This is a genomic window from Mesorhizobium sp. NZP2234 (genome assembly GCF_013170765.1).
In the GTDB taxonomy this organism is placed as follows: domain Bacteria; phylum Pseudomonadota; class Alphaproteobacteria; order Rhizobiales; family Rhizobiaceae; genus Mesorhizobium; species Mesorhizobium loti_D.
The window spans coordinates 3,615,213-3,642,138 of sequence record NZ_CP033364.1 but is presented as its reverse complement, the minus strand read 5'-3'; the positions used below and the strand labels follow the sequence as shown (position 1 = coordinate 3,642,138).

The following is a 26,926-nucleotide window of genomic DNA, read 5'->3' as shown; positions in this document are numbered from 1 at the left end:
TAATCGCAAATTTCAGGCAGCTTGCCCAAATTTGTCGCATTCGGTGTCGCATTTCATATCAAGCGCTTCGCTTTTGCGATTTAGTTTTTGCTCACACAAGCCTATATCAGCGCCAGCAAACGAGCTGCCCCACTCCATCAAGCGAAGGCGACCCGTCTGAGCAACCGATTGGAGATGATCATGAAGCTTTTTTCACGCCTCTTTGCCCGCCGCGAAATGAACCTGACCACCGCTCTCGAGCGTCAGCGCCTTGCCAACACCATGCCTGGCCAGACTGGCGCGATGGCTGCGGCGCGCCTCGGCTTCGTCGCCTGACATTTTTCCAGGCAGCGCTTCCCTGCCGCTGCTTCAAGACTGTAACGCCGCCTGGCTCCGGCCACGGCGGCGTTTTTGTTCGTCTTTGCGCGTTTTGCCTGTCGTTTGGACAGTTGCTGCCGCGCCCGGGGGCATCGCCGCAAAGCAATTGCCCATTTGCGACCCATGTCGCAAATTTAATCTTGCCCAGGCGGCGTAGCCGATTGACAAGCATGATTTTTCCTGATGTCGCTATGCTATTCGCGACATCCTGTTCGCGTCATGGCCAGATGAGGTTCCCGTGAACGCCGTCAAGCATCCGATCAAGCGATCGTTTGTGTTCTTCCTTATCCCCGATTTCACCATGATCGCTTTTGCGACCGCGCTCGACCCGCTACGCTCCGCCAACCGCATGCTCGGCTACGAAGCCTATCGCTGGCGCCTCGCCAGCATCGATGGCAAGCCGGTGCGTGCCTCGAACGGCGTCGAATGCGCGGTCAACACCTCGCTGGAGGACGAGCGCAAGAAGATGGCCGGCCCCGATCGGCCCAACATGGCCATCGTCTGCAGCGGCATCAATGTCGAGCGTTACCAGAACAAGTCGGCCTTCGCCTGGCTGCGCGAAGAGTACAATCGCGGCGTCGCCGTCGGCGGCCTGTGCACCGGGGCACATATCCTCGCCGCCGCTGGCCTGCTGTCCAACAAGCGCTGCGCCATCCATTGGGAGAACCTGCCGGGCTTCTCCGAGGCGTTTCCGAAGGCCAATGTCTTTGCCGACCTCTTCGAGATCGATCAGAACATCTACACTTGCGCCGGCGGCACAGCCGCGCTTGACATGATGCTGAAGCTGATCGGCGACGACTTCGACGAGAGCCTCGTCAATCGCGTCTGCGAGCAGGTGCTGACCGACCGTGTGCGCAGCCCGACCGACCGCCAGCGCCTGCCGCTGCGGGCTCGCCTTGGCGTGCAGAACTCGAAAGTGCTGACCATCATCGAATTGATGGAGGCGAACCTCTCCGAGCCGTTGTCGCTGATCGAGATCGCCGACCATGTCGATCTGTCGCGCCGCCAGATCGAACGCCTGTTTCGCACCGAGATGGGCCGCTCCCCTGCCCGCTACTACCTGGAAATCCGGCTCGACCGCGCCAGGCACCTGTTGATCCAGTCCTCGTTGCCGGTGGTCGAGGTGGCGGTCGCCTGTGGCTTCGTCTCGGCCTCGCACTTCTCTAAATGCTACCGCGAGCTCTACGCCCGCTCGCCGCAGCAGGAGCGCGTCGACCGCAAGCAGCTGCTGGCGGCCTGACCGGGTCAAGCCTTCGCCGGCTGGCCCTGCGCCGTCCGCATCGCCTCGACGCGGATGTCCTCGGTCAGCCGCGCCTTCAGTGCCGAGAACTCCGGACTGGTCTTGAGCGTGTAATGGCGTGGATGCGGCAGGTCGATGGCGACATCCGACTTGATGCGGCCTGGCCGCGCCGTCATCACGATGACGCGCGAGGCCATGAAGATCGCCTCCTCGATGTCATGCGTGACGAACAGCACCGTCTTCTTGCGCCGCTCCCATATGCCGAGCAGGAGCTCCTGCATCAGCCCGCGTGTCTGGTTGTCCAGCGCTCCGAACGGCTCGTCCAGCAGCAGGATCTCCGGATCGTTGGCAAGCGCGCGGGCGATCGCCGTGCGCTGCTGCATGCCGCCGGAGAGCTGCTTCGGCCAATGGTTCTCGAACCCCTTCAGGCCGACGAGATCGACATAGGACGCAACCACTCCGTCCCGCTCCTTTTCAGCCATGCCGCGTTCGCGCAGGCCAAAGGCGATGTTTTCGGCGACCGTCAGCCACGGAAACAATGTGTAGGACTGGAAGACCATGCCGCGATCCGGCCCCGGCCGGGCCACCGCCTTGCCGTGGAGCAGCACGCGGCCCTCGCTAGGCGCCTCGAGGCCGGCGACGATCCTGAGCAGTGTCGATTTTCCGCAGCCGGACGGACCAAGGATGGTGATGAAGTCATTGGCGGCGACCGCCAGGTCGATCGGCATCAGAGCCTTGACCGGCTGTCCGCCGCGCACGCCGGCAAAGGTGCGCGAAGCGCCCTCTATGAGAAGCTTGCTCAAGCCAGGCTCCATGGAAAGAGCCAGCGGTTGAACGCTTTGAAGGCGAAATCGGACAACAGCCCAATCAGTCCGATGACGATGATGCCGAAAATGATCTGCCCGGTCGCCAGGCGCGACTGGCTATTGATGATCATGTAGCCGATACCGGAGGACGAACCGATCAGTTCGGCGACAATGACATAGGTCCACGCCCAGCCGAGCACCAGCCGCAGCGTCTCGGCGATTTCAGGCGCATTGGCCGGCATGATCACCCGCCTGACGATGCTGTTGTTCGTCGAGCCAAGCGTATAGGCGGCCTCGACAAGGTCGCGCCGCGTCGAACCCACCTTGACGGCGATGATCAGGATGATCTGGAACACTGAGCCGACGAAGATGACCAGCAGCTTTTCCAGCTCACCAATGCCGGCCCACAGGATGAGCAGCGGAATGAAGGCCGAGGCCGGCAGATAGCGGGCAAAGGAGACAAAGGGCTCCAGGAAGGCTTCCACGGGCTTCCATGCCCCCATGGCGATGCCGAGCGGTACGGCCACGACCGACGCCAGTACAAAACCGCCAAAGACCCGCCAGATGGTGATCAGTATGTCGAGCCAGAAACGGTCCTCGACAAGCAGCCGCCAGCCGTCCCGGAGCATCGACAGCGGATCGGCGAGGAAAATCCGGTTGACGTGACCGCCAAGCGTGATCCAGCCCCAGAACGCGATGAACAGCACGAAGAAGGAAACGCCGAGCACGGTTCGCAGGCCCGGCGAAACTGGATGCAACGGCCGCATCTTCACATCGTCCCCATCTTCAAATTGTCACGTGCCGAGGAGAGAACGGCGGCGCCAGGCGCCGCCGTGACGGGGCAAAGGCCGAAAATATCAGTTCGCCACCGCGCTGGTATCGGCCAGCGTAGCGACATCAGGGGCCTCCTTGATCAGCCCCATCTGCAGCAGCAGCTCGCCGGCGGTCTTGGAAAAATCCTGGAATTCCTTGGTGAAGAACTGCTTGTTTTCGGCCTTGTCGGCCCATTTCAGGTATTTCGCCGAATCCTCGAATTCCTTGGCTGACTGCTTCACGTCGGCGCCCATGATCTCGTAGGATTTCTGCGGGTCGCTCTTGATCAGGTCGAGCGCCTCGAAATAGCTGTCGGCGAGCGCCTTGGCGGCGTCGGGATTGGCCTTGAGGAATTCGGGCGTGCAGCCGACCGTGTCGAGCACCATCGGGTAGTCGAGCGTGGTCGCCAGTATGTGGCCCTGGTCGGCCTTGTCGCGCACGGCCGAGATGAACGGCTCATAGGTGACCGCCGCATCGTTCTGGCCAGCAAGGAAGGCCTGCGCCGCCGCGTCCGGCTCCAGATTGACGACCGTGACGTCCTTGGTCGACATGCCGTTCTTGTTCAGCACCCAGGCGAGCAGGAAATAGGGCGACGTGCCCGGCGCCGAGGAGGCGACGTTCTTGCCCTTGAGATCGGCGACGGTCTTGATGTCGTTGCGCACGACAATGCCGTCGGCGCCATAGGATTTGTCGAGCTGGAAGATCTGCTTGGTGGTCACCCCACTGGCGTTCCACACCAGCCAGGTTTCGACCGTGGTGGCGGCGCATTGCAGGTCGCCGCTGGCGATGGCAAGCGGCCGGCTGGCCTGAGGCACCTTCTTCAAGGTCACGTCGAGGCCGTGCTTCTCAAAGAGGCCCGCCTGCTTGGCAAGCGTCAGCGGTGCGAAGCCGGTCCAGCCGCTGATGCCGATGGTGACCGATGTGGCGGCCATCACCGGGGCGGAGAGGCCAGCGGCAAGCGTCAAAGTGGCGGCAAAAATGGTGGTCCTGTTCATATGAGTTCCCCTTTTGTTTCTCTGGGGGAATTGTTCACTGACGCCAATCGGCTTGTCAATCAACAGGAACGTGTTTGGCGGCCTGCCGGCAGGCACGCCCCGTCGCCGACGCTCGACAGGGCTGAAGCCCTGCCGCTCTCAATAGCCGTCGCAATAGCACTCGGCCGACGAGATGCGATCGTTCCAGTCGCCGCCCAACTCGCGGGCCCTGCGCCTGATCTCGATCGATTGACCTCCCATATTCGTATCCTCATAGGCCACAAGTGTGCAGCCCCGGCGAACGAACACCGACGACACGCGGTCGTTCCAGAACTGGCCACGACGAAAATTCACCGAATCGTCGGGGCCCATTTCGATCGACCGCCCGCGAAAATTCACATGCTCGAACATGACGCAGGCGGGCTGGTCATTGTACTGGGCGCTGGCGCCGCCGGCAAAAAGCACGGACGCGACAGCTGTCAGAATGGCTAGACGTTTCATCTGATCTTCCTCGGTTTCGACCGCGGCCCCCACCTGCTGGATAGCGCGGCGCGGCCGTTTTGCCAATGCCTGCCGCGCCATCGCCCAGGCCTAGCGACTGTCCAGCATCCAGCTGCGGTTGCGCCACATTTTCTCGCCGATCTGGCAGTCGGCGGCCGGCTTGTCCTGCGCCAGCACCACTGGCGGATGGTCCGCCTCCGCCGCCGCCCATTGCGGTGACGCCGGACCGGCGAGTTCCAGCACCAGCTTGCGACGGATGGCTTCGGGAAATTGCGTCCAGTCGTTGACCGGGATCATGAAGGCACCGGGGCCGCCTATGACGCAGTCGCTGTAGTAACGGTCGAGATCACTGACGTCATAGGCGCCCGAAAATCCGCCTCGGGTCATCAGCGGCAGGCCGTTGATGACGATGCCTTGCCTGACCACCCCGTCGCGGGTGAGATTGACCGGCGCACCCTGATTGTTGGGTCCGTCGCCCGAAATATCGATGACCCGCCTTGTTCCCTGGTAGCCGCTTTCGGCGAAAAGATCGCTGCCGAACTCCAGCGCGCCGGATATCGAGGTGCGGCGCGCGCTGTTGGGCGGCTGGGCGGACAATTGCGCCACCACTCGCTCGGCATCGGCGCGGTTGGCGATGACAGTCCACGGCACGATGACGCGTTGCCATGTGGTGCCGGCCCATTCCACATAGGTGACGGCGATCTTGCCATAGGCGCCATCGGCGATTGCCTGCAGCACATTGTCATGCGTCAGGGCCGCCGCGTAGCCGTGACGCTGAATCTCGAGCTCATCGGCCGACATGGACAGCGAGACATCCACCGCCAGCACCAGCTCCACATCGACCGGCTCGTCCGCGCGGGATCCCCGGGCCGGCCAGAGCATCAGCGCCAGCGCGGCGCAGCCGGAAATGAGATGTCTTGCGTACGGGAAAGCAGACATGCCGGAAGGGTAAGCCAAAACGGCGCTGTTAAAAAGACAAAAGCCCGGCCAAAGGCCAGGCTTTTGCGATCGGTCTTTCTCTCGATCAGCCGATCAACTGCGCGGCTTGAGGTTCTCCGGATCGTAGAGTGGCTTGTAGCCAACGCCGGCGACTTCGACCGGGTAGGTCTCGCCAAAATATTCCACCTTGAGCTTGCGGCCTTCCTGCGCATACGAATGCGGCAGGTAGGCGAGCGCGATGTTCTTGCCGATGGTCGGGCCATAGGCGACCGATGTGGTAAAGGAGCGGCGGCCGAGTTCGTCGACCAGCGTCTCGCCGGTAGCGGGATCGAGCACCGGCATGATGCCCACGGGATAGCGCGCCACACCTTTCGAATCGGTGTTTTCGGTCATCACCAACGTGCACAAAGTCGCCGGCTGGTGTTCGCGGGCACGATACTCCAGGTGCTTGGCCTTGCCGCAGAAATCATTCTCCTTGACCTTCGGGCGCGCGAGATCGGCTTCGAGCAGATTGTACTCGGTCAGAAGGTCGGCGTTCTGCAGCCGCAGGCTCTTTTCCATGCGGCGCGTATTGGCATAGGTCTCGACGCCGAACGGCATGACGCCGGTCGTGCGCAGCGCGTCCCAGACGGCCAGCCCGTCCTCATAGCGCATGTGCAGTTCCCAACCCTGCTCGCCGACATAGGAGATGCGGAAAGCGGTGACATCCTTGCCGCCGATCCGGATCGGCTTGATCGCGGCGAAGGGGAAATTTTCAACGGAGAGCCCGTCCGGAGTCTCGACCACCTTCTGCAGGGTCGCGCGGGCATTCGGCCCCCAGATGCCGATGGTGACGTACTTTTCCGTCACATCGGTGATGGTGACGTCAAAACCCTTGTCCTGCGCGGTCCGCTGCATGTAGCGGAAGTCGCGCGGGCCGGCGTCGGCGCCGTCGATCAAACGGCAGCGATCGGCCATGCGGATGACGGTGAAGTCGGCGCGCACCATGCCTTCCTCGTCGAGGAAGTGGGTATAGATGCCCTTGCCGATGTTGTTGTCGCCGCCGATCTTGGCCGCGCACAGCCATTCCAGCAGCGCGACATGGTCGGGCCCTTCGACGTCATACATGGAGAAATGCGAGAGATTGACGATGCCGCAATCCTCGCTCATCGCCAGATGCTCGGCGTTCGAGACGCGCCAGAAATGGCGGTTGTCCCACTCGTTCTCGCGCACCGGCACCCGGTTGCCGTACTTCTCGAGAAGATGCTCGTTGGCGGCATAGCCATGGGCGCGCTCCCAGCCGCCTAGTTCCATGAAGTAGCCGCCGAGTTCCTTCTCGCGCTCCCAGAACGGCGAACGCCTGATGTTGCGGCCCTTGGAGAACGGTTCGCGCGGATGCACCGCGGGATTGTAGACCTTCATCGCCGTCTCGGTGCAACGGTCCCAGATGAACTGCTCCTTGGTCTGGTGCGGATAGAAGCGCGCATAGTCGATGGCGTGATGATCGACCGCGGTGCGGCCGTCGGTCATCCAGTCGGCGATCAGCTTGCCCATGCCGGGCCCGTCCTTGACCCAGATGGCGACGGCATACCACAGGCCCCTCACCTTCTGGCTCTCGCCCATCGACGGGCCGCCATCGGCCGTCACCTGCAGCAGGCCGTTGAAGGAATGGCTTTCATTGTAGCCGAGTTCGCCCAGGATCGGCGTCAACTCCATGGCGCGCTCGAGCGGCGCCAGGATCTGCTCCATGTCGAGATCGCGCTGCGACGGCGAAAGGCGGGCCTGGTCCTTCTCCAGCAGGTCGCGCGGATGACAAAGGCGCGGGTTGGTCTCTTCGTAGTAGCCCCATTCGATCTGCCCGCCTTCGGCGGTCTTGGGATCGCCGGTGTCACGCATATAGGCCGAGTTGCCCTGGTCGCGCAGCAGCGGCCAGCCGATCTCCTTGCCGGTGCCGGCGAACTCATTGTACGGCCCGAAGAAGGTCAGCGGATGGTCGATCGGCATGACCGGCAGGTCCTCGCCGACCATTTCCGCGATCAGCCTGCCCCAGATGCCGGCACAGACGATGACATAGTCGGCCTCGATGGTGCCGCGGTCTGTCACCACGGCGCTGATGCGGCCGTCCTTGACCACGAGCGACTTGGCCGGCGTGTTGGCGAAGGATTTCAGCTTGCCCGACGCCTCCGCCTGGTCGACCAGCTTGCCGGCAACGGTCTGCGAGCGCGGAATGACGAGGCCGGCGTCCGGATCCCAGAGGCCGCCCTGGACCATCTCCTGTTCGATCAGCGGGAACTTTTCCTTGATCTCGGCCGGTTCGATCAGGCGGGCGCGTGTGCCGAACGCTTTCGCCGACGCGATCTTGCGCTTGATCTCGTCCATGCGGCCGTCGTCGCCGACACGGGCCACTTCAAGGCCGCCGATGCGGGCGTAGTGGCCCATCTTCTCGTAGAAATCGATGGAGTAAAGCGTGGTCCAGCAGGACAGGAAATCATGGCTGGTGGTGTAGCAGAAATCGGAAGCGTGCGCGGTCGAACCGATGTCGGTCGGGATGCCCGATTTGTCGATGCCGACAATATCTGTCCAGCCACGCTCGATCAGGTGATGGGCGATCGACGCGCCGACAATACCGCCGAGGCCAATGATGACGACCTTCGCCTTTTTCGGAAACTCTGCCATTGCCCGCGACTCCAGATGCTAATGCGGGCAGCTTCGGCGCCCGTTTGATCGGCGCACAATATGCAGACGACAGGCACGGCGCTACCGCCTGTTTGCGACACGCTGCAGGTGCGGCGCGACCCGATATGGATCAGGAGAAATCGCGACCTGTCAGGCGAAGGCCCAGATGTCTTCGGCCTGGAAGCCGACCTGATAGCCGGCGGTCTTCAGCCTGACCACGACCTGGCCGATTTCGGCCGCCGGCAATGCACCGACCTCCACCTTGATCATGCCCGGGCGATAACGCTTGAGGTCGAGCTGTTCGAAGACCATCCAGTCGGCGCCCTCGCAATCGACGAGGAAGGCGTCGATATGGCTGATGCCGTTGCGGTCGAGCAGCGTCTGCAAGGTTTCCGACGGCACCTCGATGTCCCTGAGGTGCGGCGCGAATTTGTTGAAGTTGGCGTCCGCCTCGCCCCAGGCATTCTTGCCCGACATCAGATTGGTGTCGGTGACCGACGAGCAGCCGATGAACTCGATCGGCAGCGTGCCGGCCTCGAGGGCGGCCGCGTCGAAAGTGTGGACGGTGATCGTGCCCCTGGTTTTTGTGACGGCCACCGGCTCGATGATGAAGCGGTCCGTGTCGGGATAGTTGGCGCGCAGCCGCTTCTGATTGTACGGGATCGGCTCGACCAGCATGGCGCGGGCACCGGCAATCCTGTGCAACCACGGCGTGACATCGTCGAACAGCGCGCCGTCGCAGGCACCGACATTGACCATCTGGAACGGCCGCCCTGCCCCACCGAAGCGCGCCTTCAGCGCCGCCCTGGCGAGGAATTTCGTGCCGCGCAGCGACGGCCCGCGATCGAGCAGGCCGGAGGGAAGACCGAGCGACAAGGCGATGCGCGCCAGGCTGGATAGCGAACTCATGGCTTGTCTCCGGGAATGACGTGCAAGGCCGCGCGGTGTTGGCCTCGAACCGATGCCGCCCACAGCGCCATGAAGGGCGCCGCCAGCAGCAGGAAGGGCGGGATCAGATGCGGGAAATAGATGCGCGTGTCGTGGATCGGGAAGACCGTGAACTTCGCCAGCGCACCGAGCACCAGCGCCGCGAACAGGATGCCGGCACGTCGCTCGAGGCGAAAGCCGGCACGGCCGGCGGCAAACCAGCCGGCCAGCGCCAGTAGGGAGACACCGACCCAGCTGTTCAGGTTGACGGCGCGCAGCAGCGACGTCGCAAATGCCCTGAGATAGGCGGTGACCGAGAACGCCGGCTCGAACCCGTCCATATTGTAGCGCTGTTCGATGCTGGAGAACCACAGATGCGGCCACCAGCCGGGATGATGGGCCCAGTGCGAAATGGCGAAATAGGCAACGAAGGACGCGGCGAACCCGGCCAACGCACCCCATGCCCGCTGCCGGAAGGCGACCAGCAGCACCGCGAAAATGGCAAGGAACACAATATTGTCCGGTCGTACCATGAAGGCGAGGAAAAGCATGATCGCAGTCGCCGCCTCGCGGCCCCTGACATAGGCGTAGAGCCCGCCGAGCAGCAGCGCCGACGTGAGCAGGTCCGGCGTCGAGGCACGCGCCGCATCGCCGAAGTCAGCCATGATCAGCACCGCGCCGATCAGCGGTGCCAAGGCCAGGGCCTTTTCCCAGCGCAGCCAGTGCAGCACGATCGCGCCGAACAGCAGCACCGAAAACACCTGCACGAGGTGCATCGCCTCGACCGGCGACATCACCGCGCTCAGCGTCGACAGCATCTCGGCGTAGAGGAACTTGATCCGATACATGCCGAGCAGCGAATGGAAGTCGGCGGCATTCTCCGTCATGTGGCTGCGGAAGCCGCCGCCATCATCGGTGAGCGTTTTGTAATCGGCGGCCGAAACACCCGCTTTGACCGTGCTGTAGGCATAATCATGCAGCGCCTGCGGATCGGGATAGGTGCCTTCCTCGGATATTGCGAGGTAAGGCAGCATGTCCCAATTGGCGTCGGGCATCACCCAGGCCGTGAACGCGGTCAGAACGATATAGAGCGCGAAAGCCGCCGCGCCGATCGGTGCGGCCAGCCGCGCATAGGTCCCCTCGCCCCAGGCCAGACCGGTCTCGGTGAGCCGGTCGAGCGGGGTTTTCGCAGCGGGAGACTTGGTCAGCATCGTTCTGCCCAATGAGCTTTTCTTAGCGAACTTGGCTTTTGACGAAGTCCTTCACGATCGACACGATGCCGCGTGACAGCAGGCTGTCGAAGGCATCGACGAAGCGGTCGACATGTTCGCGCCGGCAGATCAGCGGCGGTTCGAGCCTGATGACGTTGCGGTTGTATTCGGTGAAGGCAACGAGCACGTCGTAGTCGCGCAGCAAAAGCGCGCCGACAAAACCCGACAGTGAACCCTTCAGCTTGTCGTCGAGCACGCTGACGATGGGCCTGAGCACCATCGGCAAGGTCTGCGAGAAGTCGTGGAACTCCAGGCCGACCATAAGGCCCTTGCCGCGCACATCCTTGATGATCTTCGGGTATTTGTCCTTGAGCGCCTGCAGCCGCTGCAGCAGATAATCGCCGGTGACAGCAGCGTTGTCGATCAGCCCCTCGTCATAGAGCACGTTGAGCGCCTCGATCGAGGTGACGCAGGCCTCGCCCATGCCGCCGAAAGTCGCCATGGCATGGATCATCGCGGTCTTCGGCGTGCCATAGGCCTTCATGTAGATTTCGCGCCTGGCGATCATCGCGCCGACCGCCGCCTTGCCGCCACCGAGCGACTTGGCGAGCGCCGTCACATCCGGCACGACGCCGTAATGCTCGAAGGCATAGAAGCGGCCCGAACGGCCATAGCCGCACTGCACTTCGTCGGCCACCCACAGCACGCCATGCTGGTCGCACAGGGCGCGCAGCTTCTGCCAGTATTCCGCCTCTGCCTGGATGATGCCGCCACCGCCCTGGATGGTTTCAAGCACGATGACGCCGACCTCGGGATCGGAGCGGAACAGCCGCTCGACCGCCTCGATGTCGCCGAAGGGGATGCGCACCGTATTGTCCGCCATCCTGAAGTCGGCGCGGTAGAGCTGGCCGTCGGTGATGCCAAGCACGCCCTTGGTCTTGCCGTGGAAGGAATTCTCGGCATAGACGATTTTCGGCCGCTTCGGGCCGGCGGCGCGCTCGGCGAGCTTTACCGCCGCTTCCATCGCTTCCGAGCCGGACGAACCCAGAAACACCATGTCGAGATCGCCGGGCGAACACTTGGCGATGTTGTGCGCCAGCGCCGCCGCATATTGCGACATGAAGGCGATCGCGATCTCCTGGCGCTTTTCCTCCTGGAACTTTTTGCGCGCCTCAAGCAGGCGCGGATGGTTGTGGCCGAAGGCCAGCGAGCCGAAGCCGCCAAAGAAATCGAGGATCTTGCGGCCGTTCTGGTCGATGTAGAACATGCCTTCGGCGCGCTCGATCTTGATCTTGTGGAAGCCGAGCAGCTTCATGAAATGCAGCTGGCCGGGATTGAGATGCGCCTTGAACAGGTCGGTCATGCGGGCGACATCCATCGCCTTGGCCTGCTCGACGCTGATCAGATCGGGCTTGGCGATGGTGGCGGGCGACAGCGCCGGCGCATTGACCATGGTACGCGCATTCGTGTGTTCAGGCTTGGCCATGACGGTCATTTCAATCTCCTGTCCGCGCTACGACCAGCGTCGTGCGCCATAAAACTGTTTGGCGAGCCGCCTATTCGGCCGGCACATGTTTGGTGGCGACGGCGTGCCCGGCCTTCTTGGCGCGGTATTCGCTGTAGGCGGCGATCAGCATGTCCTCGTCGCGATATTGCGGCACCCAGCCGAGCTGGCGCTCGGCCTTGGACACGTCAAGCACGCATTCCTCGTCGGCGATCAGATATTGCTCCGGGTCCATGATCGGCATGTTCACGAGGTCGAGCAGATCGAGCGTGCGCTTGACCGCCCAGCCCGGTGTCGGGATCAGGATCGACTTCGAACCGGCATGCCGGATCAGGTCGCCGAGCAATTTCTTCACCGGTGGCGGATTGAGTGAGCCCAGATTGTAGGCCTCGTTGGGCACGCCGGCCTTCCAGGCGGCCCGCGCAGCTTCCGCGCAATCGAACACAGAGATGAACTGATAGGGGTTTTTGCCCGAGCCGATCATCGGCACCGGAAGGCTCCAGTCGATCAGCTTGAACAGTTTCTCCAATATGCCGAGCCGCCCGGGGCCGATGATCAGGCGCGGCCGGAACAACGAGATCGACATGCCGCGCTTGCGCCATTCGGCGGCGAGCTCCTCGGTCTTCTGCTTCGACCAGCCATATTCGCCGAGCGGCGCGACGGGATGCTCCTCGGTCATGGGCTGTGTGACCGTGTGTCCGTAGATCATATCGGTCGTGTAGTGAACGAGTTTTGGCGTACCAGCCCTGTCCATGGCCTGCATGATGTGCTCGGTGCCGTGGAAATTGACCGGGAAGAAGAAGTCGTGCCGCTTGGCCCGCACCTGGATCGGCGACAGCATCTTGGCCGACAGATTGTAGACCATGTCGTCGGCCTTGAGCCCGACAGCGGCGACCGACGCCGGATCGGTGACGTCGCACTTGACAAAGCCGACATTGCGGTAGTGCGCCAGATCGCTTTTGAGGATGTCGGCGACGACGACCTCTTCGCCGTCGGCCACAAGCTTCGGGGCAAGGTGACGGCCGACGAAGCCGTCACCGCCGAAAATCACATGTCTCATCGAACGGTCTCGTTTGCAGGGATCTTGTCGGGCGCGATGGAAGCGGTCTGGTCTTCATGTCCTCGCCCGCTTTGGGCGATCAGCACGGTGCCGACGCAGATGAAGGCGATGCCGGCGATGCGCCAGCCATTGAGGTCTTCGCGAAAGACGAAGTAGGCGAAGACGGCGACAGCGACATAGGCGAGGCTGAGGAACGGATAGGCAAAGGAAAGCTCGACCTTGGACAGCACGTAAAGATGCGAAGCCATGGAAATCACGAAGGTGCAAAGGCCCAGGAACACCCAGGGGCTGAAGACGATCTGCAGCAACTTGAGGAGCGGATTGACGCCTTCGAACGAGATCGGCCCAAGCGACATCATGCCTTGCTTCAGCATGAGCTGCGCGGCGGCATTGGTCATGACCGTAAAGAGAATGAAGACGATATATTTCATGCCAGCTCACCCACCCGGTGTCATCGACTAATACAAACCTGAAAAGATATCGTGAACTCACAAGAATGTTTTGAGTAAATTCAGCGATTAATCATTCGATAACCACGATTCATTCCAAATTTATCTATTCAGCGGCCTCGATTCCACGCCGCCGCGGATCGATGCTGCCGGCCGTGCGGGCCCAGAAATCGGACATGAAGGCAGGGTCGCGCAGCGCTTCCAGCCTCGGCCAGTCGGCGAAGGAGGCAGCGAAGGTCGCGGCACTCATGCGCGCATCCTTGTAAGGGTTGACCGCCCCGCCGGCCGCGATGGTGATGCGGTCGAGCTCGCCAAGCAGGGCAAGCGTCGCCGCCCCCCTGTTGGGGAAATCCAGCGTCAGCGTGTAGCCCGGTCGCGGGAACGACAGCAGCGCGGGCGAGCGGACCCCGCCGAAACGCTTCAGCACGGTGAGGAAGGAGCCCTGCCCGGCTCGTCGGGCCGCTGTCAGCAGCTCCGGCACAACGATGCGCGCAGCCTCCTCCGGCACCACGCTCTGATGTTGAAACAGCCCTCTGGGGCCATAAAGCCGGTTCCATTCACGCACACCGTCGAGCGGGAAGAAAAAGCCGTGGTAGCCGGTCTGGCGCGGCACGGTGGCGCGGCCCTTCTTCCATCGGTAGGCGGCGTTGAAAGCGGTCAAGAACGGCCGGCTGAGCACATTGAAGGGCGGCTGGAACGGTATCGCCAGCTTGCCGCCGGCGCGGGAGGCCGCGTGCGAGCCGCGTTCGGCGTGGTTGCCGGTAAACAGCAGGCCACGCCCGCTGTTGCGGCCGCCGGCGAGTTGATCGATCCAGGCGACGGCATATTCATTGGCCTGGTCCGCCGCTTCGGCGAGGTCAAAGAACTCGGCGAGGTCGCGAAACGGTGTCGTCTTTTCGACGATGTCGAGCGAAGGCACCCGCATCAACCGGATCGACGCGGACAGGATGAGGCCGGTCAGCCCCATGCCGCCGATCGTCGCACGGAACAGGCGCGGATTGTCTGATGTCGAGCAGCGATGGGTCTTTCCATCGGACCGCAGCAGCGTGAGACTTTCGACATGGCAGCCGAACGTGCCGCGCCGGTGATGGTTCTTGCCGTGCACATCATTGGCGATGGCGCCGCCGAGCGTCACGAATTGCGTGCCCGGAACGACAGCCGGGAAGAAGCCGTAAGGTGCTGCGTGCGCGATGATATCCGCCAGCAGCACGCCGGCATCCGCTTCGAGCACACCGGTCTCGGCATTGAAGGCCCGGATGCGGTTCAGCGTCCGCATGTCGACGACCGCACCGGCGTGGTTCTGGCAGGAATCGCCGTAGGAACGCCCATTGCCATAGGCCAGCAGCGATGCTTCCTTCGCCTGGCCGCCCTTCAGCAGCGCGATGGCGTCATCGGCGTGGATGGCATGCGGCGCGGGCGGCGTGGCAAGGCCAAAGGTCCGGAAGCGTTCGACCATGCCTACCAGCCCCCGATGATCAGCAGCATCGCGCCGATCAGCACCACGATCTGGCTACGCCAGTCACGGATGATGAAGACGACCGGGTCGTCATGCATCTCGTCGCGGCGCGCCAGGATCCAGACGCGCATGGTGAGGTAAAGCACGATCGGCGGCAGCGGCCAGATCAGCCATGGATGCGGGTAGAGTTCGCGCACCGCGACACTGTCCATGTAGAGCGCCAGCACCAGCGCCGAGGAAAAGGCCGACGCCATGCCGGCCTGGGCGACGATCTCCTGGTCTTCGGTGCGATAGCCACGGCCGGCGATGCGCTCACCAGGCGGAATGGCGGTGGTGCGCAGTTCGACAAAACGCTTCACCAGCGCCAGCGACAGGAAGAAGAAGATCGAGAAGGCGAGCAGCCAGAACGAGACATCGACGCCGGTCGCGGCGGCACCGGCGAGCACGCGGATGGTGTAGAGGCCGGCAAGCGTCAGCACGTCGACCAGCAGCATGCGCTTGAATGACAACGAATAGGCCGTGGTGACGGCCATGTAGCCGCCGAGGACTGCCAGGAATTCAGGCGCCAGGAACAGCCCGGCGCCGACGCCGACCGCCAGCAGCACCGCGATCGCGCCAAGGCCGAACGGGATCGACAGCGCACCGCTGGCGAACGGCCTGTTGCGCTTGGTGGCGTGTTTGCGGTCGAGCGCGAGGTCGAAGAAATCGTTCAGGATATAGATAGCCGAGGCCACCGCGCTGAACGAGATGAACGCCAGTACGCACTGCCAGATCATGTTGGTGTTGAAGTATTCGTGCGACAGCACCATCGGCACGGCGATCAGCGAGTTCTTCAGCCACTGGTGCGCGCGCAGCATCTTGATGATGGTCCGCAAGGTCGGCTTGGGCGCCGGCATGGTTTCGGCGCCATTCGCCGCCTGCCAGCGTGCGGCGTGACGATCGGGCGCGACGACGATTGCATTGCGCGCGGCGTCGAAGACCTGGAGATCGTGCCGGCTGTTGCCGGCATAGTCGAAGCCGCCATCGCCGTAGGCCGCGACCAGCGAGGCGCGCTTCTTGCCCGAGGTGAGATTGTCGAGACCATCGGTCGCCAGCACACGGTCGAAAATGCCGAGATGGCGGGCAATGGCGTCTGCGAATTTGCGCGGCGTGCCGGTCGCCAGCACGATCTTGCGGCCTTCGCTATGTTCGGTCCGGAGCCGGTCGAGCAGCGGCGCGCGATAGGGCAGCGACGCGGGATCGATGTCGATGCGCTGCGCGATCGCCTGCTTTAGCCGCGCCGGCCCGCCGGCCGCCCAGAAAGGCACCAGGAAAATATAGAGCGGGTTCTTCTTGAGGAGGAGGAACAAGCCTTCCCACAGCAGGTCGGTCGCGATCAGCGTGCCGTCGAGATCGACCGCAAGCGGTATTGCGTTCCTGTCCGACCGCGCATCCATGCCGTCCTGCCCTGCCAGCGTATGATCCGGAAAACCGGAATCCCGTTGCGCGCCGCGTTTCGGCGTCTTGATGCCGGTATAGCGGGGGATGACGTAACGAACGTTAAAACGTCTGGTTGCAGGCGGCTGCCGCGCCGGTATTTCCGGCGTCATTGTTAAACAAAGGCTACTGGAAACGATAAAAGGCCGGGCAAATACCCGGCCTTTCCAATGATACCGCCAGAATTACTTGATGCGGGCGACGCCGCCGGAAATTTCGACGGTCTCCGAACCGGTCAGGGCTTCGAGGTCACCGTTCGGCAAGGTGACGAAGCAGCCGTTCTGGCAGAATTCAACGGTTTCACCGCCGGCCAGGGCAAGGTCGGTCTTGCTGCCGCCCTCCGTCACGACCAGCGTACGGGTCTCGGCGTCCTTGTTGACCGCGCTGGCGGCATGAGCCGAACCGCTCACGGCGAGCAAGGCGACGGCAGCGACGAGAGACTTCCACATGGTGCAATATCGGTGTTCCCACCGCCTCTGTTGCATTTCGCAAGGCATTTTCGCCCTTTGCTTGGGAGCTTATATGAGATGGAAGCTGAACCGCAACTGAATGCCGTATTCATGCCGCAATTGGCTTTGGCACTCTCCAACGCCGGTTGCCGGTTCACGCCTGGCTCCTGTTAGTTTGCCCGACCGGCACAATATGATGCCCAAGGCGGCACACGCGAAGAAAAGCGGTTCGCCGTTTCCGGGAAACGGTGAAATGCGCTAGTCGGGATCGGGCTTGCGCGGTTTGCGTCCTGATTTCGCCTGCTTTTTCGCTTCAGCCGCCGCTTCTGCCTTGGCCAGTTCCTGTTCGGCAAAGTCGGCCTCGATCTTGTCGTCGTCGGTAGGCCAGGCCTTCGTATGCTTGGTCTCGACGACAGCGCGGGGCGTCGACGGTATCTCGATATGCTGGTCGTCGAATTTTTCGAGAACGGAGAAGCGGATGTCGTTTTGCACGGCGCTGCCGTTCATAATATCGGCCAGGAACACGCGGATCTCGAATTCCAGCGCGGCGGCGCCGAAATTGGAAAACAGCACGAAGGGCTCGGGGTTCTTGAGCACCAGCGGATGGCTGCGCGCGATTTCCAGCAGGATGGCATGCACCTGCTTGACGTCGCTTCCATAGGCGACGCCGACCTTGATCTCGACACGGCCGAGCTTGTTGCGGTGCGTCCAGTTGCCGACGGCGTTGTTGATCAGGTTCGAATTGGGCAGGATCACCGACTGCCGCTGGAAAGTCTCGATCTCGGTGGCACGTACGCTGATCTTCCTGACCGTGCCGCTGATGTCGCCGGCGACGATCCAGTCGCCGACCTTGAACGGCCGTTCGGCCAGAAGGATCAGGCCGGAGACGAAATTCGACACCACGTTCTGCAAGCCAAAACCGATACCGAGGGAGAGCGCGCCCGCGACCAGTGCCAGGCTGGAGAGATCGATGCCGGCGGCCGAGATGCCAACGAGCGCCGCCAACGCGACACCGGCATAGCCGACCGCCAGCCGGATCGAGTTTCGCACCCCGGTATCGACCTTGCCGCGCGCCATGACGGAACCGTCGAGCCAGCCCTGGAACCAGCGCGTCAGGAAATAGCCGATGACGAAGACGACGATGCCCGAAAGGATGCCGGTGACCGAAATCGTCACCGACCCGATATTGATCCCAGTCGCCAGCTTGTAAGCCCAGGCCTGGATGTCGCCGGGCTGGAAGCCCCACATCAGCAGGATCAGCGGCAGGAAAACCAGAATGATCAGCAGATTGATGGCTACACTGACGACAAGGCCGAGTTGGTCGAGTGCCGTATCCTCATAGCTGGAATTGGTCGACAGCCAGCGCCCGACAGTGGTGTTGGCGAACGCCCCCTCCTCGCCGATCGCCTGCGCCGAGAGGAAGCCGATATAGGCGGTGATCAGCGCCGTGCCGGTGACCACGACCTGCAGCGAGACGAACAGCGCAAGGCCGATGAAGCCGAGCAAGGCCGCGGTGATGGTGAACAGGCCAAGCGCCAGTGCCAGGTAGCGCAGCCATGCCGGCCAAGGCCGCCAGCTTCCGTCACGTGCCTTGAACGGCCGCAGCATCGCCATGAGGATCAGGATGATGCCGACGACGATGGTGGCGACGAAACTGCGCGCGATGGTCAGCGACAGCGGCGATCCCATCTTGTCGTTGATGATGGACAGGAATGTGTTGGCGCTGATGACCACGGCCATGGCGGTCGCCAGGCGCACCAGCCAGCGCGCCGGCCCGGTTTCGACCGGGATGAGACGCCAGTTCGGCAGTCGCGGAGACAGTGCCGCATTGGTCAGCCGGTTGACGCAGAACACCACCCCGATGGCGGTCGCCAACGCATTGAGAAACAGGCCAATGTCGCCGCGCAACACATTGTAATAATTGAAAAAGAAGATGGTCGAGCCGAGAAACGCGCCGACCGCCAGCGTCGGCAGCAAGGTAGACCAGAAGGCCACCGACAAGCGGCTGAGATAGGACGGGTCTTCGTTGGAAGGGTCTGCCTCGAACACGCGTCCGAACAGGCGCCTGCCGCCGACCAGCAGCACCAGCGCCAGCCCGAGCGCCACGAAGGTTGCCGCCAAAATGGCCTGGAACTTGAACTTGAAAGCGAAGCTCAGCCATGACGACACCGCCTTGTAGAAATTGGCGTATTCGTCCTGGGCGTCGGAAAACACCTGCGGGCTCAGTGCGTCCGACAGGACGTAGCGCTTGGTCAAAAGGTTGCGGAACAGCTCGCTGCGCATATTGCCGATCTTGTCGATCAGTCCGCTGATACGGATCGACAGGTTCTGCGCGCTGGCGACGACCGCGTTGATCTCGGCCTTTTCCGACGCCAGTGCCTGACGCTCGCCGGTCACGATGTCGGGCTCCTGCGGCTGGCCCGCGGCCGGCGGCGGGCCTAGCACTTCGATGCGATTGTTGATTTCGGTCAGTCGCGGACGGAACGCCAGCGCACTGGTCAATGCCGCCCGCGACAAATCCTCCAGTTGCAGGCGGATATCCACGAGCGAGGAATCGTCGTCACCGTCCTGCTGTATTTTCTTCTCGAGATCGTCGGTCTTGGCCGTCAGGCCCTGGATGACCTTCTGTTGATCGGTGATCAATCCGGCGGAGCCTTGACCAAGCGCCTGCGCCATCGCCTCGAACGACGGCGGCGCCGAAATAACCAGCGCGAGGATCAGAACGAGGCGGAGCAATCTCAAAGGCATGACGTATTGGCGACTCACGGGCGGCAAAGGCATTCAAAAAGCCTGTCCTTGATAAAGACGGCCATATCTTGGGGCAAGCCGTCGCATCCGATCGCGTTCGGATCGCGATCCGAGCGTCGGCCAGTCGAAAGGCAATGGCGCAATATTGGCTTTGCGGATACAGCCTGCTCTATAGTCTGCCGCATCGCCCGAACCGGATGACAATGATGGCAGAGTACTCGGCCTTTTCGCTGCTTGCGAACGCGCTCAAGGGAAACAAGGACTGGAAGCCGGCCTGGCGCAAGCCCGACCCGAAGGCTTCCTACGATGTCATCATCATCGGCGGCGGCGGCCATGGGCTCGCCACCGCCTACTATCTGGCCAAGGAACATGGCATCACCAATGTCGCCGTGCTCGAAAAGGGCTGGCTCGGCTCCGGCAATGTCGGCCGCAACACCACGGCCGTGCGCTCGAACTACCTGCTGCCCGCCAACACCCGCTTCTACGAACATTCGATGAAGCTGTGGGAGGGCTTGTCGCACGAGCTCAACTACAATGTCATGTTCTCGCAACGCGGCTGCCTGAACCTGGCGCACACCCCTGCCCAGTTCGACGATTATGCTAGGCGCGGCAACGCCATGCGCCATCTCGGCGTCGACGCCGAACTGATGACGCCCGCCGAAATCAAGCGCCTGATACCGGCGCTCGACATTTCCGGCGATGCACGATTTCCGGTGGTCGGCGGCCTGATGCAGCGGCGTGCCGGCACCGCCCGTCACGACGCGGTGGCCTGGGGCTATGCGCGCGGCGCCGACCGGCGTGGCGTCGACATCATCGAGAATTGCGAGGTCACGGGCTTCCTGCGCGATGGCGACCGCGTCACCGGCGTCACCACGTCACGCGGCGATATCCGCGCCAGGAAAGTGGCGGTCGCGGTGGCCGGCAGCACCGGGCGCGTCATGCAGTTGGCCGGCATCGAGACGATGCCGATCGAAAGCCATGTGCTGCAGGCCTTCGTGACGGAATCGCTGAAACCCTTCATAGACACCGTGGTGACCTTCGGCATGGGCCATTTCTACATGTCACAGTCCGACAAGGGCGGCCTTGTCTATGGCGGTGACATCGACGGCTACAACAGCTATGCCCAGCGCGGCAACCTGCCCATCGTCGATGAGGTGATGAGCGAGATGCTGGCGCTGTTCCCGGGCCTTGCCCGTGTACGCATGCTGCGCTCCTGGGGCGGCGTATGCGACATGTCGATGGACGGCTCGCCGATCATCACCACGGGGCCCCTGCCCGGCATGTACCTCAACTGCGGCTGGTGCTATGGCGGCTTCAAGGCGACGCCGGCTTCCGGCTGGACCTTCGCCTGGACCATCGCCAAGGATGAGCCGCACGATTTCAACGCGCCGTTCACCCTCGACCGCTTCCACCGCGGCCTCGTCATCGACGACAAGGGCCAGGGCGCGAACCCGCGGCTCCATTAGGAAACATCCCGTGCTCATCACTTGCCCCTATTGCGGCCCGCGCGACGTCATCGAGTTCACCTATCAAGGTGACGGCAACCGCGAACGTCCAGACCCCGCCTCGCAGAATTTCGAGGCCTGGAATACCTATGTCTATGACCGGCTGAACCCGGCCGGCGACCACAATGAAATCTGGCAGCATTCCGGCGGCTGCCGCGCGCATCTCAGGGTCGTGCGCAACACGCTGACGCATGAGATTTCGAGCGTCGCCTTCGTGCGCGGCGACCATGTCTCGACCGCGCGCCGCAAGGCGGAGGACAAGGCATGAGCCCGCGCCGCACCGACACTGGCGGCCGCGTCGACCGGCTGAAGACAATCCGTTTCACCTTCGATGGCGTCGCCTATACCGGCCATGCCGGTGACACGCTGGCGTCCGCGCTGCTGGCCAAGGGCGTCACGCTTTTCGGGCGCTCGTTCAAGTACCACCGCCCGCGCGGCCTGCTGACTGCCGGTGTGGAGGAACCCAACGCGCTGGTGACGGTGCTGAAGGGCGAGGTGCGCGAACCCAACATCCCGGCGACCATGGTCGAGATCCACGATGGGCTTGTGGCGATCAGCCAGAACCGCTTCCCGTCGCTCGCCTGGGACATCAATGCCGTCAACCAGCTCGGCGGCAAGATCCTGTCCGCCGGCTTCTACTACAAGACCTTCATGGGTCCGGTGATCGGTCCGCTCAAGGGCACGCGTTTCTGGATGTTCTGCGAGCACTTCATCCGCCGCGCCGCCGGTCTCGGCAGCGCCGGATCGGCGAAGGATCCGGCCCGCTATGAGCGCATGAACGCCTTTTGCGACGTGCTGGTGGTCGGCTCCGGCCCCGCCGGCCTGATGGCCGCCAAGGCCGCCGCCGATCAGGGAGCGCGCGTCATGCTGGCCGATCTCGAGCCGCGTTTCGGCGGCTCGACCAACTGGTCCGAGGAAACCATCGATGGCGCGCCGGCCGCCGATTGGGCGCGCCGCACCGTCACTCAGCTCGAAGGCCGCGACAATGTCCGGCTTTTGCCGCGCACCACGGTCTGGGGCTACTACGACAACAATACACTCGCCGCGCTCGAGCGGGTCAGCGACCACAAGGAACAGCCCGCCAAGGGCGAGCCGCGCCATCGTTATTGGGCAATCCGTGCCAAATCCGTGGTGCTGGCAACCGGCGCTTTCGAACGGCCGCTGGTCTTCCCGGGCAACGACAGGCCAGGCGTGATGCTGGCCCATGCCGCCGAGCGCTACGCCAACGAGTTCGGCGTGCTGCCGGGTGAACGGATCGCCCTGTTCACCAACAATGACAGCGCCTATCGCGCGGCCGTTGCCCTGAAAAATGCGGGGGCAGCAATCGTAGCCGTCGTCGACGTCCGGTCCGAACTTTCGGCCGAGATGCGCAAGCTGGCCACCGAGGCCGAAGCCGAGATCCTTGCCGGCCACGCCGTCGTCGCCACCGAGGGCGGCAAGGCGCTTTCCGGCTTCAAGGTCCAGCGTTTCGACATGGTCACCGGGGCGCTCACCGGCGATGAGCGAAGCATCCATGCCGACTGCCTGCTGATGTCGGGCGGCTGGTCGCCGACCATCCATCTGGCCAGCCAGGCCGGTGCCAAAGCGGAATGGAATGCCGCACGGCAAGCCTTCCTGCCGCCAAAACCGACACAGAAATGGATCGGGGCCGGCGCCTTCACCGGCAGTTTTTCGACGGTCGAGGCGATCGCCGAAGGCCGCGCCGCCGGTCTTGCCGCCGCGGGTGGAACAGGCACGCCCGCGGCGTTGCCCACTGTGGAAGCAGTGGCCGGCGACCCCGATCCGGCGCCCGTCTTCGAAATCAGGGCCAAGGGCAAGAGCTTCGTCGACTTTCAGCATGACGTGACGGCCGAGGACGTAAGGCTGGCGCACCGCGAAGGCTTCGTCTCGGTCGAGCACCTGAAGCGCTACACAACGCTTGGCATGGCGACCGACCAGGGCAAGAGCTCCAACATTCCCGGCCTTGCCATAATGGCCGAGGCGCTGGGCAAGCCGATCCCGGAAGTCGGCACGACACGCTTCCGGCCGCCCTTCGCGCCGGTGTCGATCGGCTCGCTTGCGGCCGAGCGCTTCGGCGACCTGAAGCCTGAGCGGCTGACGCCGATGCATGACTGGCACCTCGACAATGGCGCGACCATGTACTCCGCCGGCCTCTGGTACCGACCGATGATCTACGGGCTTTCAGGCGAAACGGTCGAGCAGGCCTATGTGCGCGAGGCCAGGGCGACGCGTGAAAGCGCCGGCATCGTCGATGTCTCGACGCTGGGCAAGATCGCCGTGCAGGGCCCCGACGCCGCCGCCTTCCTCGATCGCGTCTACACCAACATGTTTTCGACGCTCGCCGTCGGCAAGGCCCGCTACGGGCTGATGCTGCGCGAGGATGGCTTTGCCTTCGACGACGGCACCACCTGGCGGCTCGGCGAACAGGATTTCCTGATGACCACCACGACGGCCAACGCCGGCAAGGTGATGCAGCATCTGGAATATTTCCTCGACGTGATCTGGCCGGAGCTGAAAGTCCATGTCACTTCGGTGACCGACGAATGGGCGGGCGCCGCGATCGGCGGACCGAAGGCCAGGCAGATCCTGGCCTCCTGTGTCACCGGCACCGCCGTCGACAATGCGACCCTGCCCTTCATGGGCATCGTCCGCGGCGAGATAGCAGGCGTTCCGGTGATGATTTGCCGCCTGTCTTTCTCCGGTGAGATGGCCTTCGAGGTCTATTGCGGTGCCGGCCATGGCACCCATGTCTGGGAGGCGCTGATCGACGCCGGCAAGCCGTTCGGGCTGGTCACCTACGGGCTCGAGGCACTGGGCACGATGCGCATCGAGAAAGGCCATGTCACCGGCGCCGAGATCGACGGCCGCACCACGGCGCGCGACCTGCATCTCGACTGGATGCTGTCGAAGAAGAAGCCCTTCATCGGCTCGGCCATGATGGACCGCGAAGGCCTCATCGCGTCCGACCGTCTGGAACTGGTCGGCCTGATCGCGCTGGACAACCGGCCGCTCAATGGCGGCGCGCACATTGTCGAGACGTTGGACGAGGCCAATCCACACGGCTCGATCGGCCACATCACCGCCTGCTGCTATTCACCGGCGCTCGGCAAGCATATCGCGCTGGCGCTGGTCGAGGGCGGCAAGGCTCGGCACGGCACGCGTGCCCATGTCTCCGATCCGTTGCGCAACCGCTTCGGGCCGGTCGAGATCGTCTCCAACCATTTCTACGATCCGGAAGGGACCCGCATGCATGGTTGAGCGCCAATCCCCCCTCGAGCCGGAGTTTCATGTCGGCTCGCACGGTAATTTCGAACATGGCGTCGAGATCCTCCTGACCGAAACGCGGCCGGGTTCGATCGTGCAGCTCGCCGCCTGGCCGGGAGAGGAGAAGAAGTTGATCGCGGCCATCCGCACCGTCACCGGGCTTGCATTGCCCGATGGCGCCGGCGGCGGCCTGAGCGACGGCGTGAAATCGGTGTTCGGCTTCGCACCGGGAAAATTCACCGTGGCCGACGAAGCCGAAGGCTTGGCCGCTTCCTTTGCCAAGGCGGTGACACCGGCCATCGGCACCGTGACGGACCTGTCGCATGGCCGCACCGCCATCCGCATCGCCGGACCGAAAGCGGAGTGGGTGCTGGCGAAATTCTTCGCCATCGACTTCGCGCTGCCGGCCTTCCCCATCGGCGCGGGCCGCTCGACCAGCCATCACGACGTCTTTGCCCAGATCCAGCGCACCAGCGCCGACCAGTTCGACATCTATGTCTTCCGCTCCTTCGCGCGTTCGTTCTGGAAGGCGCTTTGCCATGCCAGCGAGGAAGTCGGCTACGAGGTGCAATAAGTCCACCTCGCCCGGTGTCGACTACGATTGCTGCGCGACGGCGCGCCATTCGGTGTTCTGCAGCACAACCCGGTAGCCGTCGCAATCCTCGAAGGTAACGCCATGCCTGTCCCAATAGGGATTGAAAGACGGAACTGTGGCATAGCCGTGGTCCTTCATGCGCTGGATGGCGGCTTCCCAGGCGTCGCTATCCGGAATGTAGAAGACGACCAGGTTGTCTGCCGTGGGCGCCTTGCCGGCATCGTGGCCATGCGCGTGGGTGAATTCGAAATGATAGGCGTCGCCGGGCTGCCCGAGCATAACGCCATCGAAGCCATCGTGGTCGCTGAAGCGAAACAGCTCCTGGAGACCGAGACCATCCCGGTAGAAGCGGGCTACCTCGGCGAGATCGTTCGTTGGCCGCGCCACGCGCAGAACGGGATGAGTTTTCATTTGCTGTCTCCTTTTTGGACCGGATTGAAATCGGACTGGGCCGCCCGTGGCGCAATCGCGCTTGCCCATTGCGTCACGACGAGCCCGCCGATGATCAGTGCAAATCCGGCAAACCGAGCAATGTTTACCGGCCGATGGGCAAAGCTCATCAAGGCGAAATGATCGATGACCAGCGACGCGACCATTTGGCCCGCAATGACGGCGACGATGAAGCTCGCGGCACCGAGTCTCGGCGCCAGAAGCAATGCGGCGGTGATGTAGACCACGCCTGCCGCACCGCCGATCCAGATCCACCACGGACCTTTGAGCGCCATCCCGACGGTCGGAACCGGCACCCTGAAAGCGATCATGACCGGAACGATCAGCACAACGCTAACACCCAGCGAGACCAAGGTTGCCCAGAGGGGGTGACCGAGCAGGCGGCCAAGCATCGCGTTCGCCCCTGCCTGGAACGGGACGGCCGCCCCGGCCAGCAAGGCGGCGATCAGAAAGGAAAAACTGCTGGGCATGATCTTATCTCCATATCGATCATGCCGAATTAGGTCATCAACCTTGCGTATGGAAATTCCATTTTCATACGCATAGTATGCATCAAATGAATGATCTCGCTGGTATCGATCTGAACCTGCTCGTCGTGCTGGAGGCCTTGCTGGCCGAACGCCACGTCTCGCGGGCGGCAATCCGGTTGAACAAAAGCCAGCCCGCCGTCAGCCATGCGCTTGCCAGGCTGCGCCACCTTATCGACGACCCGCTCCTGGTCAGGCGGCAAGGTGGCCTCGAGCCGACGGCACGCGCCATGGAAATCGCGCCGGCTCTCACCGAGGCGCTCGATCGCATGCGGCACCTTCTGGCACCGGCCGGCTTCGACCCGGCAAGGGAGCGCCGGACGTTTCGGCTCGCCATGTCGGACTATGGCGCCGCGGTCATCCTGCCGGCCCTTCTGCCGCTCATGCGGGCGCGGGCACCGAATGTCGACCTCGTGGTCAGCCAGGCGAGCCGCGAAGTGATGGTTTCGCAAATCATCGACGGCGAGATCGATCTTGCCTTTGGTGTTTTTCCGGGCTTGGACCGATCCGTGCGCTCGCATCGGCTGTTCGACGAGCACTTTGCCTGTCTCGCCGATACCGCAAGCCTTGGCGGCAGGCAAACGATGGATCTTGCTACCTATCTGGAGCGGCCGCACGCCCTGGTCGATTTGCGGCCCGAGCGTCAGAGCGAGGTCGACAAGGCCCTGGCCGAATTGGGTCACAAGCGGCGGCTGTGTCTCGTCCTCCCGCATTGGGGCGTGGCGCCACGCCTGATCGCCGGCACCGACCTGGTGCTTACAGTCGCCAGCCGGATACTGCCGGCGCCCGGCGATGGGCTCTGCGTCTTCGCTCCACCTTTCGAAGTTCCGGCCTTTCAATTCACGCAAATCTGGCACAAGCGACGCGATGGCGATCCGGCGCACCAATGGTTGCGGTCGCGGCTTCAGCATCTGCTTGACGGTTGAACGGTAGAGCGGCGTAAGGAGCGCTCTGGCATCAACGCCAAGGCGTTCTGCCGCTAGAGAATCCTGCCGCAGGCGCCCATGATGAACCACGCGG

Annotated in this window: 24 protein-coding genes; 7 read left to right on the top strand and 17 right to left on the bottom strand. The window is 63.2% G+C overall.

Features of this window, described 5'->3' with window-relative positions; all coding sequences use genetic code 11:
• Positions 1–180: 180 nt before the first annotated feature.
• The gene (locus EB230_RS32995) at positions 181–315 is read left to right on the top strand and encodes a hypothetical protein (RefSeq protein ID WP_081295128.1); all 135 of its coding nucleotides are present in this window, start codon (positions 181–183) and stop codon (positions 313–315) included.
• Positions 316–595: 280 nt separating this feature from the next.
• Positions 596–1,597 (top strand): GlxA family transcriptional regulator, encoded by a 1,002-nt coding sequence (locus EB230_RS17980; protein ID WP_056572589.1) that lies wholly within the window; start codon positions 596–598, stop codon positions 1,595–1,597.
• 5 nt (positions 1,598–1,602) lie between these two features.
• On the opposite strand, the gene EB230_RS17975 is transcribed toward EB230_RS17980, so the two are convergent.
• The 15 genes from EB230_RS17975 to EB230_RS17905 form a co-directional block, all read right to left on the bottom strand.
• On the bottom strand, positions 1,603–2,400 hold the full coding sequence (locus EB230_RS17975; RefSeq protein ID WP_172373489.1) for an ABC transporter ATP-binding protein: 798 nt from the start codon (positions 2,398–2,400) through the stop codon (positions 1,603–1,605).
• Positions 2,397–3,170, bottom strand: a complete 774-nt coding sequence (locus EB230_RS17970) for an ABC transporter permease (protein WP_056572591.1) — start codon at positions 3,168–3,170, stop codon at positions 2,397–2,399. Before EB230_RS17970 ends, EB230_RS17975 begins: the two co-directional genes overlap by 4 nt.
• A gap of 90 nt (positions 3,171–3,260) precedes the next feature.
• On the bottom strand, positions 3,261–4,211 hold the full coding sequence (locus tag EB230_RS17965; protein WP_056572593.1) for an ABC transporter substrate-binding protein: 951 nt from the start codon (positions 4,209–4,211) through the stop codon (positions 3,261–3,263).
• Between the two features lie 138 nt (positions 4,212–4,349).
• On the bottom strand, positions 4,350–4,691 hold the full coding sequence (locus EB230_RS17960) for a peptidase inhibitor family I36 protein (protein ID WP_172373488.1): 342 nt from the start codon (positions 4,689–4,691) through the stop codon (positions 4,350–4,352).
• Between the two features lie 90 nt (positions 4,692–4,781).
• Positions 4,782–5,630 carry a DUF1194 domain-containing protein gene (locus EB230_RS17955; protein ID WP_172373482.1) on the bottom strand — a complete coding sequence of 283 codons (849 nt, stop codon included), beginning with the start codon at positions 5,628–5,630 and terminating at the stop codon, positions 4,782–4,784.
• Between the two features lie 93 nt (positions 5,631–5,723).
• On the bottom strand, positions 5,724–8,285 hold the full coding sequence (locus EB230_RS17950; protein ID WP_172373480.1) for an FAD-dependent oxidoreductase: 2,562 nt from the start codon (positions 8,283–8,285) through the stop codon (positions 5,724–5,726).
• Between the two features lie 150 nt (positions 8,286–8,435).
• Entirely contained in the window at positions 8,436–9,194 is a 759-nt protein-coding gene (locus EB230_RS17945) for an FkbM family methyltransferase (RefSeq protein ID WP_172373478.1), read from the bottom strand.
• Positions 9,191–10,423, bottom strand: coding sequence for a DUF2029 domain-containing protein (locus EB230_RS17940; protein WP_172373476.1), 1,233 nt, complete (start codon positions 10,421–10,423; stop codon positions 9,191–9,193). The genes EB230_RS17945 and EB230_RS17940 overlap by 4 nt, the downstream gene beginning before the upstream one ends.
• A 22-nt stretch (positions 10,424–10,445) precedes the next feature.
• Positions 10,446–11,876: an aspartate aminotransferase family protein gene (locus EB230_RS17935; protein ID WP_172375111.1), complete on the bottom strand. Its 1,431-nt coding sequence runs from the start codon at positions 11,874–11,876 to the stop codon at positions 10,446–10,448.
• Between the two features lie 103 nt (positions 11,877–11,979).
• On the bottom strand, positions 11,980–12,987 hold the full coding sequence (locus tag EB230_RS17930; RefSeq protein WP_172373474.1) for an NAD(P)-dependent oxidoreductase: 1,008 nt from the start codon (positions 12,985–12,987) through the stop codon (positions 11,980–11,982).
• Positions 12,984–13,418 (bottom strand): EamA family transporter, encoded by a 435-nt coding sequence (locus tag EB230_RS17925; protein ID WP_172373472.1) that lies wholly within the window; start codon positions 13,416–13,418, stop codon positions 12,984–12,986. Before EB230_RS17925 ends, EB230_RS17930 begins: the two co-directional genes overlap by 4 nt.
• 124 nt (positions 13,419–13,542) lie before the next feature.
• Positions 13,543–14,892 carry an FAD-binding oxidoreductase gene (locus EB230_RS17920; protein ID WP_172373471.1) on the bottom strand — a complete coding sequence of 450 codons (1,350 nt, stop codon included), beginning with the start codon at positions 14,890–14,892 and terminating at the stop codon, positions 13,543–13,545.
• Between the two features lie 2 nt (positions 14,893–14,894).
• A complete protein-coding gene (locus tag EB230_RS17915) occupies positions 14,895–16,328 on the bottom strand; it encodes a UbiA family prenyltransferase (RefSeq protein ID WP_172373470.1) in 1,434 nt (477 codons plus the stop codon).
• A gap of 225 nt (positions 16,329–16,553) precedes the next feature.
• A complete protein-coding gene (locus tag EB230_RS17910; protein WP_032930670.1) occupies positions 16,554–16,817 on the bottom strand; it encodes a hypothetical protein in 264 nt (87 codons plus the stop codon).
• Positions 16,818–17,075: 258 nt separating this feature from the next.
• Positions 17,076–19,565, bottom strand: a complete 2,490-nt coding sequence (locus EB230_RS17905) for a mechanosensitive ion channel family protein (RefSeq protein WP_172373469.1) — start codon at positions 19,563–19,565, stop codon at positions 17,076–17,078.
• A 206-nt stretch (positions 19,566–19,771) separates the two neighbouring features.
• On the opposite strand from EB230_RS17905, the gene EB230_RS17900 reads away from it, so the two are divergent.
• Genes EB230_RS17900 through EB230_RS17885 form a run of 4 tightly spaced genes read left to right on the top strand, consistent with a single transcriptional unit; the run spans position 19,772 to position 24,908 of the window.
• Positions 19,772–21,031 (top strand): sarcosine oxidase subunit beta, encoded by a 1,260-nt coding sequence (locus tag EB230_RS17900; protein ID WP_172373468.1) that lies wholly within the window; start codon positions 19,772–19,774, stop codon positions 21,029–21,031.
• A gap of 10 nt (positions 21,032–21,041) precedes the next feature.
• Positions 21,042–21,338 carry a sarcosine oxidase subunit delta gene (locus EB230_RS17895; RefSeq protein WP_172373467.1) on the top strand — a complete coding sequence of 99 codons (297 nt, stop codon included), beginning with the start codon at positions 21,042–21,044 and terminating at the stop codon, positions 21,336–21,338.
• Entirely contained in the window at positions 21,335–24,328 is a 2,994-nt protein-coding gene (locus tag EB230_RS17890; protein WP_056572616.1) for a sarcosine oxidase subunit alpha, read from the top strand. Before EB230_RS17895 ends, EB230_RS17890 begins: the two co-directional genes overlap by 4 nt.
• On the top strand, positions 24,321–24,908 hold the full coding sequence (locus EB230_RS17885) for a sarcosine oxidase subunit gamma (protein ID WP_172373466.1): 588 nt from the start codon (positions 24,321–24,323) through the stop codon (positions 24,906–24,908). Before EB230_RS17890 ends, EB230_RS17885 begins: the two co-directional genes overlap by 8 nt.
• A 21-nt stretch (positions 24,909–24,929) precedes the next feature.
• Here EB230_RS17885 and EB230_RS17880 read toward each other — a convergent pair whose 3' ends face one another.
• Both EB230_RS17880 and EB230_RS17875 read right to left on the bottom strand, forming a co-directional pair.
• Entirely contained in the window at positions 24,930–25,340 is a 411-nt protein-coding gene (locus EB230_RS17880) for a VOC family protein (RefSeq protein WP_172373464.1), read from the bottom strand.
• Positions 25,337–25,849 carry a DMT family transporter gene (locus EB230_RS17875; protein WP_172373462.1) on the bottom strand — a complete coding sequence of 171 codons (513 nt, stop codon included), beginning with the start codon at positions 25,847–25,849 and terminating at the stop codon, positions 25,337–25,339. The genes EB230_RS17880 and EB230_RS17875 overlap by 4 nt, the downstream gene beginning before the upstream one ends.
• An 86-nt stretch (positions 25,850–25,935) precedes the next feature.
• On the opposite strand from EB230_RS17875, the gene EB230_RS17870 reads away from it, so the two are divergent.
• A complete protein-coding gene (locus tag EB230_RS17870; RefSeq protein WP_172373460.1) occupies positions 25,936–26,832 on the top strand; it encodes a LysR family transcriptional regulator in 897 nt (298 codons plus the stop codon).
• Positions 26,833–26,926 lie beyond the last annotated feature (94 nt).

Coding starts and splice junctions, on each gene's coding strand:
- EB230_RS32995 (WP_081295128.1), top strand. CDS start 181: ATGAAGCTTTTTTCACGCCTCTTTGCCCGCCGCGAAATGAACCTGACC.
- EB230_RS17970 (WP_056572591.1), bottom strand. CDS start 3,170: ATGCGGCCGTTGCATCCAGTTTCGCCGGGCCTGCGAACCGTGCTCGGC.
- EB230_RS17965 (WP_056572593.1), bottom strand. CDS start 4,211: ATGAACAGGACCACCATTTTTGCCGCCACTTTGACGCTTGCCGCTGGC.
- EB230_RS17960 (WP_172373488.1), bottom strand. CDS start 4,691: ATGAAACGTCTAGCCATTCTGACAGCTGTCGCGTCCGTGCTTTTTGCC.
- EB230_RS17955 (WP_172373482.1), bottom strand. CDS start 5,630: ATGTCTGCTTTCCCGTACGCAAGACATCTCATTTCCGGCTGCGCCGCG.
- EB230_RS17950 (WP_172373480.1), bottom strand. CDS start 8,285: ATGGCAGAGTTTCCGAAAAAGGCGAAGGTCGTCATCATTGGCCTCGGC.
- EB230_RS17945 (WP_172373478.1), bottom strand. CDS start 9,194: ATGAGTTCGCTATCCAGCCTGGCGCGCATCGCCTTGTCGCTCGGTCTT.
- EB230_RS17940 (WP_172373476.1), bottom strand. CDS start 10,423: ATGCTGACCAAGTCTCCCGCTGCGAAAACCCCGCTCGACCGGCTCACC.
- EB230_RS17935 (WP_172375111.1), bottom strand. CDS start 11,876: ATGGTCAATGCGCCGGCGCTGTCGCCCGCCACCATCGCCAAGCCCGAT.
- EB230_RS17930 (WP_172373474.1), bottom strand. CDS start 12,987: ATGAGACATGTGATTTTCGGCGGTGACGGCTTCGTCGGCCGTCACCTT.
- EB230_RS17925 (WP_172373472.1), bottom strand. CDS start 13,418: ATGAAATATATCGTCTTCATTCTCTTTACGGTCATGACCAATGCCGCC.
- EB230_RS17920 (WP_172373471.1), bottom strand. CDS start 14,892: ATGGTCGAACGCTTCCGGACCTTTGGCCTTGCCACGCCGCCCGCGCCG.
- EB230_RS17915 (WP_172373470.1), bottom strand. CDS start 16,328: ATGGATGCGCGGTCGGACAGGAACGCAATACCGCTTGCGGTCGATCTC.
- EB230_RS17910 (WP_032930670.1), bottom strand. CDS start 16,817: ATGTGGAAGTCTCTCGTCGCTGCCGTCGCCTTGCTCGCCGTGAGCGGT.
- EB230_RS17905 (WP_172373469.1), bottom strand. CDS start 19,565: ATGCCTTTGAGATTGCTCCGCCTCGTTCTGATCCTCGCGCTGGTTATT.
- EB230_RS17900 (WP_172373468.1), top strand. CDS start 19,772: ATGGCAGAGTACTCGGCCTTTTCGCTGCTTGCGAACGCGCTCAAGGGA.
- EB230_RS17890 (WP_056572616.1), top strand. CDS start 21,335: ATGAGCCCGCGCCGCACCGACACTGGCGGCCGCGTCGACCGGCTGAAG.
- EB230_RS17885 (WP_172373466.1), top strand. CDS start 24,321: ATGGTTGAGCGCCAATCCCCCCTCGAGCCGGAGTTTCATGTCGGCTCG.
- EB230_RS17880 (WP_172373464.1), bottom strand. CDS start 25,340: ATGAAAACTCATCCCGTTCTGCGCGTGGCGCGGCCAACGAACGATCTC.
- EB230_RS17875 (WP_172373462.1), bottom strand. CDS start 25,849: ATGCCCAGCAGTTTTTCCTTTCTGATCGCCGCCTTGCTGGCCGGGGCG.
- EB230_RS17870 (WP_172373460.1), top strand. CDS start 25,936: ATGAATGATCTCGCTGGTATCGATCTGAACCTGCTCGTCGTGCTGGAG.